Raw genomic sequence first — 16,398 nt, 5'->3', positions numbered from 1 at the left:
CTGCGTGCATATTAATACTCAGAGCCGGCCATAAGGTCGGCTCTTTGTGTTGTTTTATTGATTTAAGTTATTACTGTTCACGAATCGTAATCTGTGATACATTAAAATAATGTTTTTCCAGCTTGCTTCGGAAGAACCGCGGTTCGCGACCATCCCGCGCTATCAAAACTAGGAGGCTTTCATGTTTAATTTGCTATGGGGGGCAACTTTTGTCCTCGTCAATTTTATGTTCTTTTTGTTATGTTATCGTTTATTCGGTAAAAAAGGGTTGTACGCCTGGATTGGTGTGGCTACTGTGCTTGCCAACATTCAGGTAACCAAAACCATCGATCTGCTCGGTATTACGACGACTTTGGGAAACACAATGTATGTCTCTATGTACATGGCCAGCGATTTACTAAATGAAAAATATGGACCCAAAGAGGCGCGTAAAGCGGTGTGGTTCGGATTTTTTACTTTGATTATGACGACGCTAACGATGCAGATGGCGCTGGTGTTTCAGCCTAATGCAACCGATTTTGCCCAGGCGCCGATGCAGCAATTATTCGGACTATTACCAAGACTTGCACTTGCCAGCCTGACGGCCTATGCGGTTAGCCAATTGCTGGACGTTCGTCTATACTCATGGATTCGCAAGTTTTTCCCGGAACGTCACCAGCTCTGGATTCGCGGCAATGGCAGCACGATGGTTAGCTCGTTTATTGATACGCTCATTTTTTGCAGCATCGCCTTTTACGGATACGAATGGGGAATATGGCTGGAGCTACTGTTCACCACCTATATCTTAAAATTTGTACTAACCGCGGCGGGTACACCGATATTGTACATCGCACGCAACTTCCGCTTTGCAGAAGAGGAGGGGCAGACGCTCAAGCCGTAATTTGGCTTGGGGTTGCTCCTCCTTTTTTTTGTATAACCAATGAAATCGTTCAATGAAGCTTACAGTTGCTTATATTGAAACATAGAGATCGTCAGATGAATTGTAAGATTGGAGACTATGTAAGGAAAAAAACAAACCTTGTACTATGAAGGAGGCTATGGAATGAAGCAGTTTACCCCATGTATCCGGTGTAAATTTCGCTATGTGACACAAAGGGCCAAAGAAAGTTTTACACAGGAGAAAATGGCAGGAGAAGCCATGCTAATGCCTGCATTGTATCGGCGAGCTTACAGGTAAAGTAATGGATCAGTTCGGTAAACTTGTTTATCCTCATGAAGTCGAACAGTCTAATCGGCAGCAGCATATTCCGAGGTCGTCTATTGAGGGGTGCAGACCCTGTATGAAGAAACAAGGACGATGAAGAGATCAAGTACGTCGCTACAGTTAAAACATCCAATACTTCACTTATATTGATATCGTCAGGAAGGTGGTTTGTTCAAAGGTCAAGTTGTCACGGGTTCAGATCATGACGCGGGCCTTGAGAACACATATAAATACTCCATTCCAATCGGGATATCATTAGAATGGAATAATAAACTGGAGGTTTTTGAAGATGAGAATGACGAAAAACAAAAAAATGTTGATTAAAGGTGCGGGCAAGTTTATGGCTAAAATTCCGAATAGTGATGAACTCATCACGATTGGAACACTGAACAACATGCTTTTGGACATCCAACTGGATATGCAGGATATCGAGGGTGGAGATTCCAGTGTGCCCTTGGATGCATTGCTTCGTAAAAAAACGATAGATATTACAGCTCAAGATGCCAAATTTGACTTAAATCTGGTCCGTCTCGTCCTCGGTTCCAAGCTTCGTGAAGGTGTTAGCGGAGCGTCATACCAACTGACAACGGAAACTGTGACGGTTCCAGGGGAATCCCCATACCAGGTGCTGCTCACAGAAGCCGCAGCGACAAGTCCTGCTATGAAGGCTTACGAGGATGTAATTACAGGCACAGATGTAACCACGGAAGTTACCGTCACAGGTAATAAGGCAGTGTTCGATGCAGCGTTGGCCGGGAAAAAAGTAGTGATTGTCTATCCTGTCGCATTGAGTGGAATTCAGCAGGATGATGATGGATTTGTGTGGGAGCTGGAAGAGAAGCACGTTATTCAGGAAGTAAACGGGAAGTGTGAGGCAGAGCTTGTCTTTGGTACCTCGCTGCATACCACGCCTGAAATTTCAGTGCGTACACTAAATGGAAACAAGCTTCTCAAACGTTCGCTCACCGGAACCCCTACCGAGGAGCAATACCTTGTTGAAGAGGGAAAGCTGATTTTCAATGCGGCGTTGAAGGATGTAGCTATTTATGTAAACTATAAGCGCAATGAAGTGGTGGATGTTCTGGATATTTCGAGCAGTGATTTACCGTTGACGGTTCACCTGGTTCATGATGGCCGTTTTGAGCAAAAGGACGGCTCTGTGCAAGGATACCAAACGGAATTGTATCAATGTCGTGTGAAATCCAATTTCACGATTGATGCTCAGCGCCAGCAGGCATCTACGCATAGTGTAACCTTAACGGTCATTGACCCGGAACGTTTTGATAACAAGCTCGGCACGATCAAGCGTTATGAGATTGCAGCAACATCTGCTAACAACTAATACGTAAGGATGTGTCTTCACAATGAATGAAAGAGAGCTCACTATTCCATCCAAGAATGAGCCTTCCAAGTCAGATGCGGTGGTAGAAAGTGCAAAGAAGGTTTTGACAGAAGAGGAAGCGCAGATCAAAGAAAAAGCATTCTTTGAAGAAGATGAAAAGGTACGTTTACGTGACGGTAAAACGTATTATTTGCCCCCGCTTGGGTTAAAGGATGCGCGTAAGCTGATTACAAGGCTGAATGCTATTGATTCCGGCATTATTATTGCAAATCTAATCCCAGATGATCCGGAAGGTGCGGATCGTTATCATGAGCTGATAGATGTGCTGATGATGGGCTTCAAGCCTTACTATAGCTGGATGACTCCTGAGTATCTGGAAGAGTATGTTGACCTTGAAACGGCCAAGCAAATTATTGATGCCATGATCGGTCTGAATGGAATAAAAAAGTCCATGTAGCCACTGAGGATGAGGAGCTGGAGTATGACCGGCAAGCTCCTATTGACTGGGCGAATCTCTTTTTTAAGCTGGCCCATTATTGTCACCTGGACAAGCATCAGGTTTGGGACCTTACGCTCCCTCAGTTGGGCTACTATCTGGAGCAGTGTCATGACCATATCGAATTTACCATTAAAGTTTCCTCTATGTCTGCCGGTGGATTATGGAGCGGGACTGGTGGAACGGATCGTCCGGATATCCGCCGTAAAGGCCGTAAACAAGTCAGGGAAGACGGCTCTTATATGGGCGACTATAAAATAGCGGACGAAGAAGATATGGCATTTCTGGCTAATATGCTTGGTTGAGAGACACTCCTGCTCTGCTCCGTATGGAGGAGCGGGAGTTTCATTTTATAAAAGGCGGTGAATGTATGGGCAATATAGAGACTGATGTGCTTGTGGAGCTACAGGCATTTATTCAGACACTAAGGCATTCTTCTAATAAAGAGAAGCAGGGGCTAGTTTTACGCTTCGGGCGTTTGGAGGAACACAAGCGCACGTTAAGTACCTTATTAGATTGTAGGACAAGGCCAGAAGTAAACCAGCAAAAACCAGATCAGCCACCCGCAGATCCGAGTCAGAGTATGCAAGATGATATGAATGGTAAAACGAAGCCGCTGACCTTCCCCATGAATGAATACATGAGCAAGGTGCAGAGGGATCAAAGCAGGAAGACGCTAAACGCTGAAATAGCAGATATACGAACAGGCTCTATGGAGTATATCCGTATGCGCAAGCACCAAGCTCGGGACTTGCAAAGTGTACTCCGTTTTAAACGTACATTTCATATGCCAGAAGGCGTAACGGAGCTGACCCAAAATGAATATCTGACACGTACAAACGTGCAGCCATCTTATACGATCAACTCCGGTGACGTCATCGTCCATATGACATTGCCTAATGTCACGAATGACGTAAGTCCGACCCAACTGGAAGCGATCGGTAACGGATTGGGAAGAGGTCTTAAAAACGGTAGAGCCGGAAGCTTACGGGATCAGCTTCTTATGAATCCGACCACTGCTTATCGTAGCAGTACGTTATATTAATCCTTACTCCGTCGCACCGGAGGAGCAAACATCATTTTTAATGACAGGAGGTATACATTTTGACTCAGCAAAGTTCCCATGAATCAGAAGATGTGATCTACAAAAAGCGACTATTTTACGATAACGGAATTCGTTTTGTCGAGGTTAAGGCCAAGCTAATCAGCGAATACAAGCCACCGGCTCCCCATCTGAAATCTCATGTTCATGAGACGTTTTCCTACTCAGCAGGCTTGATCAACCGTGGAACCTCACATTATACAGCTAGCCTAACGCTGCTATTCTACAGTAAAAAGGAATACGCGGACTGGCTGTCTTTTATAGGCTCAGAGCACAAATACTATGATGAAAAAGGCACGATTTATCTGGGGATTGTGACAGGTAAGCCAGATATTCAAACGGCGGAGATGGAGACTAAATATATCATCCAAGTCCAAATGTCACTTATTCGCAAGCAAAGCGATGATTCTCGCTGCAAAAGCCAATTCATGGACCTCAAAGACCATTGGGCATCCAGCTATATCGAGGAGATGGAGCAGCGTGGCATGGTTACCATCCCTGCGACTGAAGGGGAAGTCAGCCCTTACTTCAGACCGGACGAGAGCTGTACCCGGGCAGAGGGAATCACCTTTTTGATGAGGTCCTACAGGTATGTGGACCGGATTCTAAGGGGGTATTGAGATGAAACGCTGGATTGATGTAGATCCACTGGATTGGTTTTATAGAGATATGTTAGATATGGCACGTTTAGGTCTGGATGCCCGCAACGAGCACAGCTTTATCGAGGGGACATCCTACGACACTTTTGAACAAGGACATGAACGCATTGTCAAGCGCTTTGTAACGTTTGATGGTCAGCAGGAATTTTCCATTCCCGGCTATCAGGTGCATATTGAAAATCCAGTTTTTGTTTTCGTCACTGGAGTTCAGGTACAGCCTGAAAGAGTGGAAAACGAAAAAATAACGATGCCCCATCCTTTATCCGGCGGACTTGAGGTGGTATGCATCGCATATGGCAGACCCGCTTATCAGGAGGATGGCTGTGTTCAAGGGCCTTATGTTGAGACGGACGAAAGTCTGATTTCCCTGCCTTCTGCGACCTTGTCCATGGCGGCTGATTATCAGAGCCAAACGAAATATCAGCCGGAGACGGTCACGGTTCTGGGAACCAAGCTCAAGCGGTTGCCTGTGAAAATCCAACCGGAAGAAGATCCAAAGGAAACTATTAAGAAAGCATTCGGCTTCAGACAGGATGCATTTGTGATTCATCAAGGAATTGCGTATCTCCCCTTCAACTATAACGGATTTCCCGCGACTGTCGGATATAACTATCGTGAGGCCGGGAGTGTGCAATTCAAACAGGAGACAGTCGTTGTCAGCACTGCACACGCTCGTTATCATGACCGTTTCTTTCCGAATGTTCGTATGAAAAGAGCACAGTTTCTTGTTTTTCTTCAACAGATGCGGGTGGATATCTATAACAGATATACCGACCGTGGATTGGAGAGCAATACGTATCCGCTGAGAACCTTGCAGGACCGAAGCTCTTTCTCAGGCCAATGGTATGAGCAGGATGTTATGGAGTTGATAAGTGAGCAGTTTTTAGACGGAAGCTACGTATTTCCACTCTATGAAAACAATATGCTGGAGCCAGAAAAATGTATTACACGTGCGGAAGCTGTCGTATTTTTAAACCGATTCATAGAATGGGCCCTAGAAAAATTCAGATAGGTGATGAAAAATGACTTTTGAATCCATGAATAAGCACGGACAGGCTCTGGGTCATCAGCCACGCGTAATTGTAGAGCTGGACAAAATGTCCTATGTCCGCGGATCGCGGCCAAACCAAGACGTCGTTCAATATGTAAAAGATACGTCCGTTAAAGACTTTTTATCCATTGATGGCGTGACCCAACTAACAAGTGAAAAGGAAGCAATAAAGATTAGCGAGATAGCACGTCTCTCCAATTTGCCTATGTCCATGCCTATCCTTTCAAGTGCAAAAATGCGTGAACATGTTACCGATTCGAATCACATTCAGGGCATGCTGGTTACCAGCCGTCACCGTTCAGTGAACTCCAAGCGTCCTCATCACAAGGGAGTGGACCTGACTTGTGACAAGGAAGATATCATCCATGCCGTATGGGATGGGAGAATCACTGCGGCTGGTGCCGTAAAGGGCTACGGTCACGCTGTATATATTGATCACGGCAATGGCTGGACGACCCGTTATGCTCATTTGAAACCCAATGCCATGATGGTCAAGGTTGGAGATCATGTGAAGGCTGGAGACCCGATTGCTATAGGATGGAACTCGGGTCACAAGAATAGTAGTGAAGGCAGGGATGGAGCACATCTTCATTTTGAGGTTCGCAAGGATGGCAAGGATATGAACCCCGAAGCTTTCCTGCGTGGGGAAAAAGCCATACAATTACCCATTCGAACGCTGGATACGGCTGTTCAGAATAAAAGCGTGGCCGCTTCATCGTTGGAAGCTAGTGCTGTTGAATCCTATACGGAATATAGTATGGAAGCGTGGGCTTATTATGTAAATGCTGCAAACTCTGAAGGCATTACAAGAGGCGGAACAGATGTACGGCAGTGGAAGGATTACAAAATTATCGCTGTCGATCCCTCTGTCATTCCGTTGGGAAGTAAGGTTGAGCTATTGGTAGACGGGAACAATTGGGGCGAATATGTGGCTGATGATACGGCTGGCTCCACGAAGGGCAAACGTATTGAAATTTTAATGGAAAATGCGGAGAAATGCCTTCAATTTGGCCGAAAACCTGTCATTGTGAAAATCAAGCAGTGGGGGGACGGAAGAACTCGCAGCGCAAACTCAGAAGTAGATCAATCCATTGTATCCTACCAGATCAACCGTGCCACGGAGAAAGTATCGTATTTCAAGGATTTTACGGCTCAAAAAACGAGTCTGGACCCTTCGAAATTTGTGGATATCGCAGGTGCCACACAATTTTTCACGAATGAAACGCCTAATCAGGTCCGTAATGTTTTAGGTTTTGACCGAACAGAAGGGGCAGGAGAGGTGAAGAAATTCACGTTTGTTCATGACTGGTTTAAGGCAGGCTGTTTGAGCTGGGCCTATGTTTCGGATATGGATATCGAGGACAGAGTAGAGGTGAAGGTGGACGACCATGTAGTTGCGACCATTGAAGGGATAAATGCCAAAAATGGACTGGCTTATCCTCCCTCTATTCCAGTGACTGGTGGACACCACAAAATTGAATTTTCCATGTCGAATCCTTCCAAGGCGTCAAGGGGCAATTTCGGGATCACTTTGCTGAAAGCTAGAGAATTTGATGTGGAATCCATCTCGGCCAAAACCGTCTGGACGTTTGAAGACCCGATGTGCACAATAAATAATTGGACTCCCGATCAGCAGGTAGTGGTGACGGATCTGGGAAATCAGCAGAAAATATCCACCGCACGGGAAGAGGCTGGTATTGAACGGGCTGGGAAGATTAACAAATTTCCAATTACGATGCAGTTCCGAATCAAGGCCGATCAGGGAACACAAGGGAAAATCATGATGTCCAACGGCTCCAAAGCCTTTGTGGTCAAGGTTACAGATCAGGGGATTTTTACGAATGTCGGCTCCTATAGCCATAACCATTTGAGCGAGTACACCGATTATGTTGTAACCTGTCATAACGAAACGGATATGGATGTATATATAAAAAACATACTGCCAGGCGGTATCGAACAATGGGAAAATACCCGGGTACGCGGCGTATCCGAGGATGATACAACGAACAGACTGCGGTTTTCCGTATCCAGTGGTGGCCTATATATTGCAGAGGTTAAATATGCTTTTCATGATTACTCTATTGAGCAGTTTGCCACCCATATCGCAGATACGTATAAGGAGAAATGGTATGACGTTGGCGGGTTTCAGTATGAGGATACCGCTTCACTGGAACGGGATGTGATGAACTGGGAGGTTCATTCTCACATGGACATGTCTTCTACCTCAGCCACCGTAACTTTAAATAATGCCAAAGGGATTTACTCCCCATCCGTGGAAAGGTACCCTGCATGTCCGGATGGAAGGAAGCAGCAGCCTAACGAATTTACCTATTGGGAGGAGGGAGAGCGACGTCACCTGATTAGTGAAGGGACTCCCGTCCGTATTTATGCAGGTTATGGCGATGAATTGGTACGTGTATTTACAGGCATGATCAAGGGTGAAATTGAGGAGGATGCCAACAGAAGGACGCTTACGTTTCACTGTGTAGACCGTTATGATATGCTGGAGGAATTTATATTTTATAAGGATATGGTCTATCCTCCGGAGGAAGCGTATGCTGGGGACGGCGGCGCCTTTGCCTGGGTGAAATCCAGTATCGTAAAGGATATTGTGGTTGCAGCCGGTCTTGATTCATGGCGTGTGCACAGTGAAGATTGCCGATACCCTGGTCTGGATATAGACGAAACCGTGTATGGTGATGTAAAGAAGGGCAATCACTCCTACATGAGATTTGATCCCGAGACAGGAGAACTTCAGACAATTCCCAAGGATCAAGAATGTATGAAGACGACCGAAGGCTGGAAAACTCCTTTTGTAGCGACGGTATCGTTCAAGGCGGGAACAAGGGCAGCGGATGCTATTCAATTGCTCATACAGGATTTGCCCTATGATGTCAGATGCGATCGTTACGGAACGTTTACACTGAAACGAATGAATTTTCTGGATACTCCGGATTGGGATCAGGTAGCGCGTTCCAAGTGGGGATTTACAGATGATCATTTGCTTGAAATGACGTCTTCTACCGACTACTCGCGTGTTCGTAACCATCTGATGATTTCTGGTTCTGAGGGGTTAACGGAACATTTTCTGGATAAAAGCCTGATTGTCGCCACCAAAGGGAATATGAGAACCGCCGGATTACAGCTACCGTGGATTGAAGAGCAGGATGGTGCATCCATGCGTGATCTCAAGCAGCAGATAGCGAATAAAGTATTTTTTGATATGAAAAGACAAGCCCGTACCAAAAACATTGTTATTCGCGGTAACCCCCTCATAGAGCTTTTGGATGGGTGTTATGTGTATGACAACCATACCTGTAATGCAGGATATTATCTGATTAAGGGCAACAGGCTGGTTGGTAATGAATACGGCATGATTAACTATTTGGAGCTAACCTGGTCGGCTCTTCCTGCAACATCCTGATTTTGACCGTATGATTCATAACAAGTTAAAAGGAAATGGCATTACGCAGCCTGCGTTAATTGTCGTTTCCTTTTTCTTATATTGAAGGAGAAGGTGAGGTGTGAACTTTGGAGAACCAGAATTTTACGAACTCCAACGAGGTATTCCCGATTATTGATCTGATTCGACGTGAAGTTCGTAAGGAAAGAGTACATGCGGGTCAGACAGACGACTTGTTGGAAAAAAAGGCTCCGGAGGAGCCCAATGTCATGACCATCGACGTGGCGCGTGAAATGCCTCAATATCCTGCATTGGTAACGTCAGTGTTATACACCTATGATAACGGCTTGCTGGAACGACTAACGCTGTATCGGGACGATCTGTTGCAGGTGACCGGATTTTTCATTGAATTTGAAGCCTCCACAACCCTGAATGCAGAAATGGAAGAAGAGGCTGATATTCCATCGTTAAACGCTATACGTGGAAGCATTATTCGTGAAAATGGTTTGTTCAAAAATCTGACTCTTGATTATGTAAGGGCGGTGTAGTCGTTGTCCAGTGGTGCTAATTTTGCAAGCTATATGGTAGGAGGACGTTTGGACCCGCCTTTTATGCCAACGAAGACCCAACCGTACATTGTGGGCAATCGGATTGAATCCAGAGGAATTGGCAAGGTAGAAAGCACAATGCAAGTCAGCCATGATTGCGAGCTGCTTGCGGTAGCTGTGGGAGCATCTTTTTATGAGTCCAGCGATTATTGGAATCTGTATGTGGGGGATAAGCTGGTATGCCAACGTATCTTCACGAAGGATCTACCTGAGGGGATGTATTTTACAGCCGTTATTCCTTGTCCGACAGGGACGGAATTTCGTTTTGAGTTTTTTAATGAAGGCGGCAGGAACAAGGATATATGGGTGAACTATCAAATGCTCCAATAGAAAGGAGGTGAAACATCATGCCAGAGGATAGTCCTTGGCTGGAAATGCTCGTTAACGAAGATCAGCTATTGAGCCAAATCGTTACCCTTTGTTCTCAAAACGGATGGGATATTGTGGATGAATTTCATAAGGTCGTCTATTCGAGCCGACTGGTCAAACCCACGATTCAGCGATTCTCTCTTCCACTCGTCAACTCCTATGTAGATATTCCCAAGCTTGCGCATAAGGGTGACTACTTTGTGTATTTGGATCGCGAGCTTATGCCGTCTTCCTATTATTCAGCAGAAGAGAAAAAGGATGGCGGACAACGTATTACCTTTGCATCGGGGGTTTCAGGAGAGGCGGCTGTTTATTACAGCGATCTGAACGGCTCGGAGGAATTTGAATTTGTTGTGGCCAAGCACTACATTTTGCGAAATGTATCGGGGCATCTTTTTGGTATGGCCATGCTGGGTAGTGTGAAGGAAAAGCTGCACAATACAGGCTCAAAAATCCCGTTTGCTGTTCACAGAAACCATGCCGGTTGGGGAACGCAGCTGGAGCCGCAATCTGACGGGATATTCTCTTGGGCTGTTCAGAAGGTCGAACAGGATAACCTGTTTGAGCGTCATACGATCTATTTTTATCAATTGGAAAAGTTCGTGAATACGAGCAGAATGATTGTAAGCTGGGAACAACCTGCTGATTTTAAAAGACTCGCTTTGGACGTAGAGATTCAATCTTCGATGTGGGGGCTGCACGATGAGACCCAAGCGCTTCAATTTATGATTACGCATCAATTCCCTCAATTCTACCAATCTCCTTACGTTGCTTCGCGGACGCGGATTCCACAATTGGATCGCTATGAACAGGTAGCCACCATGAATGTGAAATTCACGAACTGGTGGCAGGACAGCAAGGTCCAGCTTAGAGGCTACGTGGATGGAAAGTCTGCCATGCTGGTTTTGCTGGGAGATACAGCACCTGCCTGGGAGCGTAATGCAGTACCTTCAATCCCGATCTATATGGGCGATTTTGATGTCCAGAGCAATGCAAATTCGATAATGCACGAGAGCTGCGTTTTTGAACTGAATGGCGGTGAGGAATCTCGCAAAGCAACCTTTTTCTCGGATAGTCCTATGGTTAATACCGGATCGACGATGAAAGTGTGGTTATCGGGAGATGTGGCTGCGGAATCAAACTATATTTCTCTACGTATTGCAGGTCAGGAGCTTGTAAAGCTACGAACCACGGAAGCCCACACCCCCGTCCATACCAGAGATCAGGCAGAGTGCCTTGGAGAATTCTCTCTCTACGGGGTGGATGGTAAAAATTCATTTGACTTGGATGTGTTCTCATCTTCCGGAGTTGATGGCTTTAGTCCTGTTTCCGCAAGAGTCTGGGTGGATCTTCAAATCTATACAGAAAACGCGGGGGCTACAGCCGCTTTATTCGCAGGAACTGCATTTGCAAAAGACGGTCTAAGCTTAGAGAGTGCGCTCAGCCAATCGGCCCGGTTTGACTATGATGATGCAGATCCAAAACGTCATCAGGATACGCTTATACCGATGTTAAAAGAATATCCTGTTCATCCGAGTAACGGTATTGATTCTGTCATGGTCAAGAGAACAAAGTATGGTGCGCGTTATCAATCGTACTATTTTGCCTGGGCTGTTCCGTCAAACAGGATGCCTCCCTTGCGGGAGGACACAATTGGAGCCAAGCACGTCCGAGCCTGGAACAACAGCGATATGAGCAGTGCCTATCAGTATCAGTTCAATCCATCTCGATACACGGAGCAGGTACATTCCTCGAGAGCTTTATTAATACATCCGGAAGATGGTACGCACGGAACACTACGAAATGTTATTTTACTGTCGCCTCTAACTATAATGAACGGGGATGAGCTGGAGGCCGTTGATGAATACTGCAACGATGGAGAGGGGCCTAAACATCAGACGTATTCTTATTATCTGACAGAGGGCATATCACCCTTGACCAAGCGGGCAGCGACACCTTATCGACCAGCGGGTATCGGTATTCTGAAGGCTGGAAATCTTCGAAGGCCAGAAAAACGGTTACCAATTTCGCCGCCTCCGTTCGATGTATCCCTGGCTCCGTCCCATATTTCTGTCCATGCTGGGGAGGGAGTGGAATTGATGTCTTCCTATAACAAGCATTCTCCGGTATTGATCTCCAACTGGTTTGCTTCAGGGGGTGCGAATCCAGAAGGCCATACGGTGAATAACGCCCGCTTTACTTTTCATAAAGAGGGGAAGTATACCGTAACCTTTACCTTAACGAATGAGCTGGGACAGACAGGAACGGCGACAGCGGACATCGACGTAATGAAGTGAGGATTTTGCAAAAATCCAATAAGCGACTTCCAATGAACAATATATAGATCGAAAGGGTCTAGTTCGTCTATATATTGCACTTTGGAGCGATTGGAATCGAATTTTGCAAAATCCTGAAGTAGCAAAGAACAGATCGTAATTCAAAGAAAGGGGAGAAACAAATGTCATTCATTGATACGACAGCAGCAGCATTTACTCCAAAAGTAACAGAAGCGGACTTACAGCCCCGTATGGGAGAGCTGCTCGCTACCGCAGGCTGGAAAGTCTCGGCCAATTACAAAAGGGTCATTTTTGATGCAAATATTACCCATCCCTCGGATTTAGTGAGGAATTATACAAATTATCGGATCACGGTTGCCGAACATTTTATATATTCCAATAAGGAAAACCAAAGCTTCGGTATCGCCATCGCCGGAACATGGTACCCTCGATTGGTTGATTATGTGAAGCGCCCGGATAAAGATTCCTACAAGCAGTTTGGGGAATGGGCAACGAATGAATTCCGCAAATACCGGCTGTCCCATACTTTATATGTGTATATGCTGGAGGATCTGAAAGGATTAAAGCCAGACGGTGCGGATCTTGTACTGGCCTGGAACGATAATTCTGAAGCCGGACAGCTTCGAGCAGCGCTGGATATTGAAGTAGAGGAATCTGCGTGGAAGACGACGAGTAGCGGTCCCATGTTTACAGTGACCAAAGCAGAAGGCGCGCGAATGCAGTCTCCAATCATGCAAGCAGGTCTGCGCTACAAGCTGATGGAGTCTTACTACAACAACTCTTTTAACTACCCTGTTCAAAACACAAACTGGTGGAGTGATTCTGAAATTTCCGTAAAAGGGACACTTTCTGACACGAATTTCTTTTTTACCATTCAGTGTGATAATGTACCGGCTCCAGAAAATAATCTGGTACCGATCATTCCGCTCTACTTTGGCAAGCTGGACCCGGTTGAGGAAGGCGATAAAGTTTATGCTTTATTTGCAGGAACGGTTCCGATCAGGGATACGGTTAATGGAGTCGCTACGTATGACTTTGATGATACCACAGCCAGACAGCCCCATATTATGCCATTATTAAAATCATATCCTAACTTTCCGGCTAATGGTCTGGATAATATTATGGTTAATCGCGCCAAGCAGGGTGCGAGATATCAAGCCCATTATCTTTCCTGGAATTCGCCGCCCAATCTCATGCCGCCGGCCAGAACCTCTGTTGACGGCAAGAAGGATTATCCGCGAGCCTGGAATAATGCTGAAAATCCTTTGTACAAATACACTTTCAATCCTTCTCGTTACAGCGGGAAGGTGCATACTTCCAAAGTATACGTTATTCACCCCGAAGAGGGTGTGCGCGGTACGTTAAAAGATACGATCTCTTTGGCGGCCTTTTCCTTTAATGCCAACAAATTAAGAGTCAAGCGGGCTAACTGTCCAGATGAATTTGATGTATACCGTTACTTCTTGGTAGAGGGAATTTCCCCATTGACCAAAAAACCAGGTACTCAATTCAGGCCCGCGGGCATTGGCTTGTATGTGAACACAGTAGATGATGAAGGAAATGAAATAAAACCAGCCCCAACTCCTTTGCCACCGGACACTATACAATGTGGTGAGGTGAATGAATCCGGGGGAGGAAAGCTTACAGAGAAGAATCATGAAATGGGCTCTGAACCAGGCAAAGTGGTCATTGAATACGATATGTACACTCAGGCTGACCGAATGGATGTGTATTATCAGAATGAAGTAGTCGCTACTACAGGTGGCCTCGTTTCTAATAAAGGCAAACTGGAGTTCGACTATAATCCAGTTAATGGAGTGACTACCATCAAGGTAGTCGTAAGCTCAAATACCGAATCTACATCATGGAAATATTTAGTTAAATGCCCGGTGTAGTAACCGAATAGAAGCGGAATTCAGTCAAGTGAGAATCGGCTTGTCTTAATATGAAATAGATAAAAGTATAACCAACTACCCTATAGTGTAGCTTGGCTAATCTAATATTAGAGGTGATTGATTGTGTCGTGGTTTGATGGAGATGCTACTTTTCAACTGTTTCCGCAGGAATTGGAGAAACAATTCAATGCTCATGGCTGGAACACGTTTATTAAATACCGGGCAGTAACCGGGAACCCTAGAAATACAGCGACCAAATTCGCTGACGTCCGATTGTTCAGATCCACAGGCAGTGACGGTCAGATACGTAATTTCGGCATGGCTTTTGGTTACGGTGGAACGGTCAAACAGCCCGGGGAGATGGACTTCATCTCACAAAACTCCATGCTTGGAGAAGCACAGCGGGTACAAGGTAGTGACACGCAATTGCAGGTTGTCGTACGGCCTGTAGAGGCGGACTCGGAGATGCTATATAAGAATGGCGTATTCGTTCAGAAGACAGAATATACCTTTGAACCTTACAGTGGCGTGTTTAAGCTGAATAAAGCTGCACTAGCAAGCGATCAATTTACCGTATCCTATGCACCTGCTGCGAATGCTCCAAGTCTACCCAAACGTTTATTTTTCTTTACCTTCGATGATGTGCGCTCGGAAAAAATCGTAGAAGCTGTAAATAACGGAGTAAGGGTAGGCGACCCTGAATCCCTTCTTCCTGACGGAGATGGAACTCGTCGAGAATTTAAAATACCTGCGGACACGACCATCAAGGCAGGAAGCGTCCGGCTATATATTAATCAGGTAGAGGTTTCTCCTACCGATTTTACGGTTGACTACGCAACGAATACGATTAAAATCCCGGCGACAGTTAAAGCACCGGACGCTGGCAGTGAGCTTCACGCTTCTTATATCAGAGTACTGGCGGGTACGGGAACAGACATGATTAATTTCGGGGATGTGACTACCCGGAACTTTGACCCGGATTCCGGAGCAAGCTTAATGGACGCTGTGTACTCCTGCATATACTATATTTATCCTTCGTTGCCTACAGCGTTGTCCTTTACTTCACTGGATAATTATACTCGCGGCTGGCAGCGTGATTCCAGCATCTATTATTGGGGGAACTTCAACAAAGACCGTATTGTTATGTTTCTGCGTCCCGATCCTACCTCGGGTCCTGAAAACACATACTTTGCACCCCTTTACATTGGCAAAATGACCACGCTTGGCAAATCGCCAAGAAAAAATCACGTTCTGATCTCTGGCTGCCGGGAAAAGGACGAAGTGAAATGGAGAAAGGATATGAAGCTGGGTGCAACATACGTAGACTATGGACTGAATACCTCGAACGGTAACAGCTCGGTACAGCTTCAACAGTCCATTGGCGGAACGTATTACCAGCAGCATTATCTCGCCTTCATTACACATGACAAGCAGGTGGACGCGGGTGAGTCCCGGTTTAGCCCTTCGGTGTACAGTGGAAAATACCATATTTCTCCTATGTATGTGGTTCATCCAAATGATGGCTTTGTCGGTAAGCTGGACGAGTGCTACGCTGTTCATCCGAAAAATATCTCTCAGCTTGATGAGCTGGAGGTCGTAGAAACGACAGATCATGAAATTCTGGGCATAGGTGACGGGAAAAATAAGGTATTCCATTTATCTCACCAGCCTTCATTAAAAGATGATGGTACACCATTCAATCTGGTGATCAAAGTTAATTGTGTCGAGGCCAAATTCGGCACGGATTACACATTGGATCTGGAAACCAAGCAAATCACGTTCCTGGACGGTAAAGGACCGAAAGCGGATGAAGAGGTTCTGGCTACCTATGAGTATAAACAGATTTACCGTTATACCTTGGCGGATACACCTGTGAGTCCGTTTACGCTGGCTACCATTAGTCCATTCGCTCCGATCGGCTTGGGTATTCTGAAGGAAACGCTTGTTAAGAACAGTTAACCTACAGGGTTAA

At 45.7% G+C, this 16,398-nt stretch carries 14 protein-coding genes; all 14 read left to right on the top strand.

The window, feature by feature from the left end; all coding sequences use genetic code 11:
• Positions 1–181 precede the first annotated feature (181 nt).
• Positions 182–880 (top strand): queuosine precursor transporter, encoded by a 699-nt coding sequence (locus tag ACWXW9_RS11730; RefSeq protein ID WP_494929542.1) that lies wholly within the window; start codon positions 182–184, stop codon positions 878–880.
• Between the two features lie 162 nt (positions 881–1,042).
• Entirely contained in the window at positions 1,043–1,177 is a 135-nt protein-coding gene (locus ACWXW9_RS11725; protein WP_494929541.1) for a hypothetical protein, read from the top strand.
• A gap of 316 nt (positions 1,178–1,493) precedes the next feature.
• The gene (locus tag ACWXW9_RS11720; RefSeq protein WP_494929540.1) at positions 1,494–2,546 is read left to right on the top strand and encodes a YomU family phage tail tube protein; all 1,053 of its coding nucleotides are present in this window, start codon (positions 1,494–1,496) and stop codon (positions 2,544–2,546) included.
• Between the two features lie 22 nt (positions 2,547–2,568).
• Positions 2,569–3,003 (top strand): DNA polymerase III subunit gamma/tau, encoded by a 435-nt coding sequence (locus ACWXW9_RS11715; protein WP_494929539.1) that lies wholly within the window; start codon positions 2,569–2,571, stop codon positions 3,001–3,003.
• Positions 3,004–3,128: 125 nt separating this feature from the next.
• Entirely contained in the window at positions 3,129–3,347 is a 219-nt protein-coding gene (locus ACWXW9_RS11710) for a hypothetical protein (RefSeq protein ID WP_494929538.1), read from the top strand.
• Positions 3,348–3,412: 65 nt separating this feature from the next.
• Positions 3,413–4,087, top strand: coding sequence for a hypothetical protein (locus tag ACWXW9_RS11705; protein WP_494929537.1), 675 nt, complete (start codon positions 3,413–3,415; stop codon positions 4,085–4,087).
• Between the two features lie 59 nt (positions 4,088–4,146).
• On the top strand, positions 4,147–4,764 hold the full coding sequence (locus ACWXW9_RS11700) for an S-layer homology domain-containing protein (RefSeq protein ID WP_494929536.1): 618 nt from the start codon (positions 4,147–4,149) through the stop codon (positions 4,762–4,764).
• 1 nt (position 4,765) lies between these two features.
• The gene (locus ACWXW9_RS11695; RefSeq protein WP_494929535.1) at positions 4,766–5,815 is read left to right on the top strand and encodes a hypothetical protein; all 1,050 of its coding nucleotides are present in this window, start codon (positions 4,766–4,768) and stop codon (positions 5,813–5,815) included.
• A gap of 25 nt (positions 5,816–5,840) precedes the next feature.
• The gene (locus ACWXW9_RS11690; RefSeq protein WP_494929534.1) at positions 5,841–9,278 is read left to right on the top strand and encodes a peptidoglycan DD-metalloendopeptidase family protein; all 3,438 of its coding nucleotides are present in this window, start codon (positions 5,841–5,843) and stop codon (positions 9,276–9,278) included.
• A gap of 107 nt (positions 9,279–9,385) precedes the next feature.
• Complete coding sequence (locus ACWXW9_RS11685; RefSeq protein WP_494929533.1) at positions 9,386–9,805, top strand: hypothetical protein; 420 nt, start codon at positions 9,386–9,388, stop codon at positions 9,803–9,805.
• Positions 9,806–9,808: 3 nt separating this feature from the next.
• Positions 9,809–10,195: a DUF8551 domain-containing protein gene (locus tag ACWXW9_RS11680; RefSeq protein ID WP_025682897.1), complete on the top strand. Its 387-nt coding sequence runs from the start codon at positions 9,809–9,811 to the stop codon at positions 10,193–10,195.
• A gap of 17 nt (positions 10,196–10,212) precedes the next feature.
• A complete protein-coding gene (locus ACWXW9_RS11675) occupies positions 10,213–12,531 on the top strand; it encodes a PKD domain-containing protein (protein WP_494929532.1) in 2,319 nt (772 codons plus the stop codon).
• Positions 12,532–12,692: 161 nt separating this feature from the next.
• Positions 12,693–14,426 (top strand): hypothetical protein, encoded by a 1,734-nt coding sequence (locus tag ACWXW9_RS11670; RefSeq protein ID WP_494929531.1) that lies wholly within the window; start codon positions 12,693–12,695, stop codon positions 14,424–14,426.
• A 123-nt stretch (positions 14,427–14,549) separates the two neighbouring features.
• A complete protein-coding gene (locus ACWXW9_RS11665) occupies positions 14,550–16,385 on the top strand; it encodes a hypothetical protein (protein ID WP_494929530.1) in 1,836 nt (611 codons plus the stop codon).
• Positions 16,386–16,398 lie beyond the last annotated feature (13 nt).

This window comes from Paenibacillus sp. LT-B23 (assembly GCF_059417685.1).
The sequence above is the reverse complement of the archived record's forward strand: the minus strand, read 5'-3'. Positions and strand labels throughout refer to the sequence as shown.

Excerpts from the sequence above, each read along its gene's own strand:
- ACWXW9_RS11730 (WP_494929542.1), top strand. The coding sequence starts at position 182 with ATGTTTAATTTGCTATGGGGGGCAACTTTTGTCCTCGTCAATTTTATG.
- ACWXW9_RS11725 (WP_494929541.1), top strand. The coding sequence starts at position 1,043 with ATGAAGCAGTTTACCCCATGTATCCGGTGTAAATTTCGCTATGTGACA.
- ACWXW9_RS11720 (WP_494929540.1), top strand. The coding sequence starts at position 1,494 with ATGAGAATGACGAAAAACAAAAAAATGTTGATTAAAGGTGCGGGCAAG.
- ACWXW9_RS11715 (WP_494929539.1), top strand. The coding sequence starts at position 2,569 with ATGAATGAAAGAGAGCTCACTATTCCATCCAAGAATGAGCCTTCCAAG.
- ACWXW9_RS11705 (WP_494929537.1), top strand. The coding sequence starts at position 3,413 with ATGGGCAATATAGAGACTGATGTGCTTGTGGAGCTACAGGCATTTATT.
- ACWXW9_RS11695 (WP_494929535.1), top strand. The coding sequence starts at position 4,766 with ATGAAACGCTGGATTGATGTAGATCCACTGGATTGGTTTTATAGAGAT.
- ACWXW9_RS11690 (WP_494929534.1), top strand. The coding sequence starts at position 5,841 with ATGAATAAGCACGGACAGGCTCTGGGTCATCAGCCACGCGTAATTGTA.
- ACWXW9_RS11675 (WP_494929532.1), top strand. The coding sequence starts at position 10,213 with ATGCCAGAGGATAGTCCTTGGCTGGAAATGCTCGTTAACGAAGATCAG.
- ACWXW9_RS11670 (WP_494929531.1), top strand. The coding sequence starts at position 12,693 with ATGTCATTCATTGATACGACAGCAGCAGCATTTACTCCAAAAGTAACA.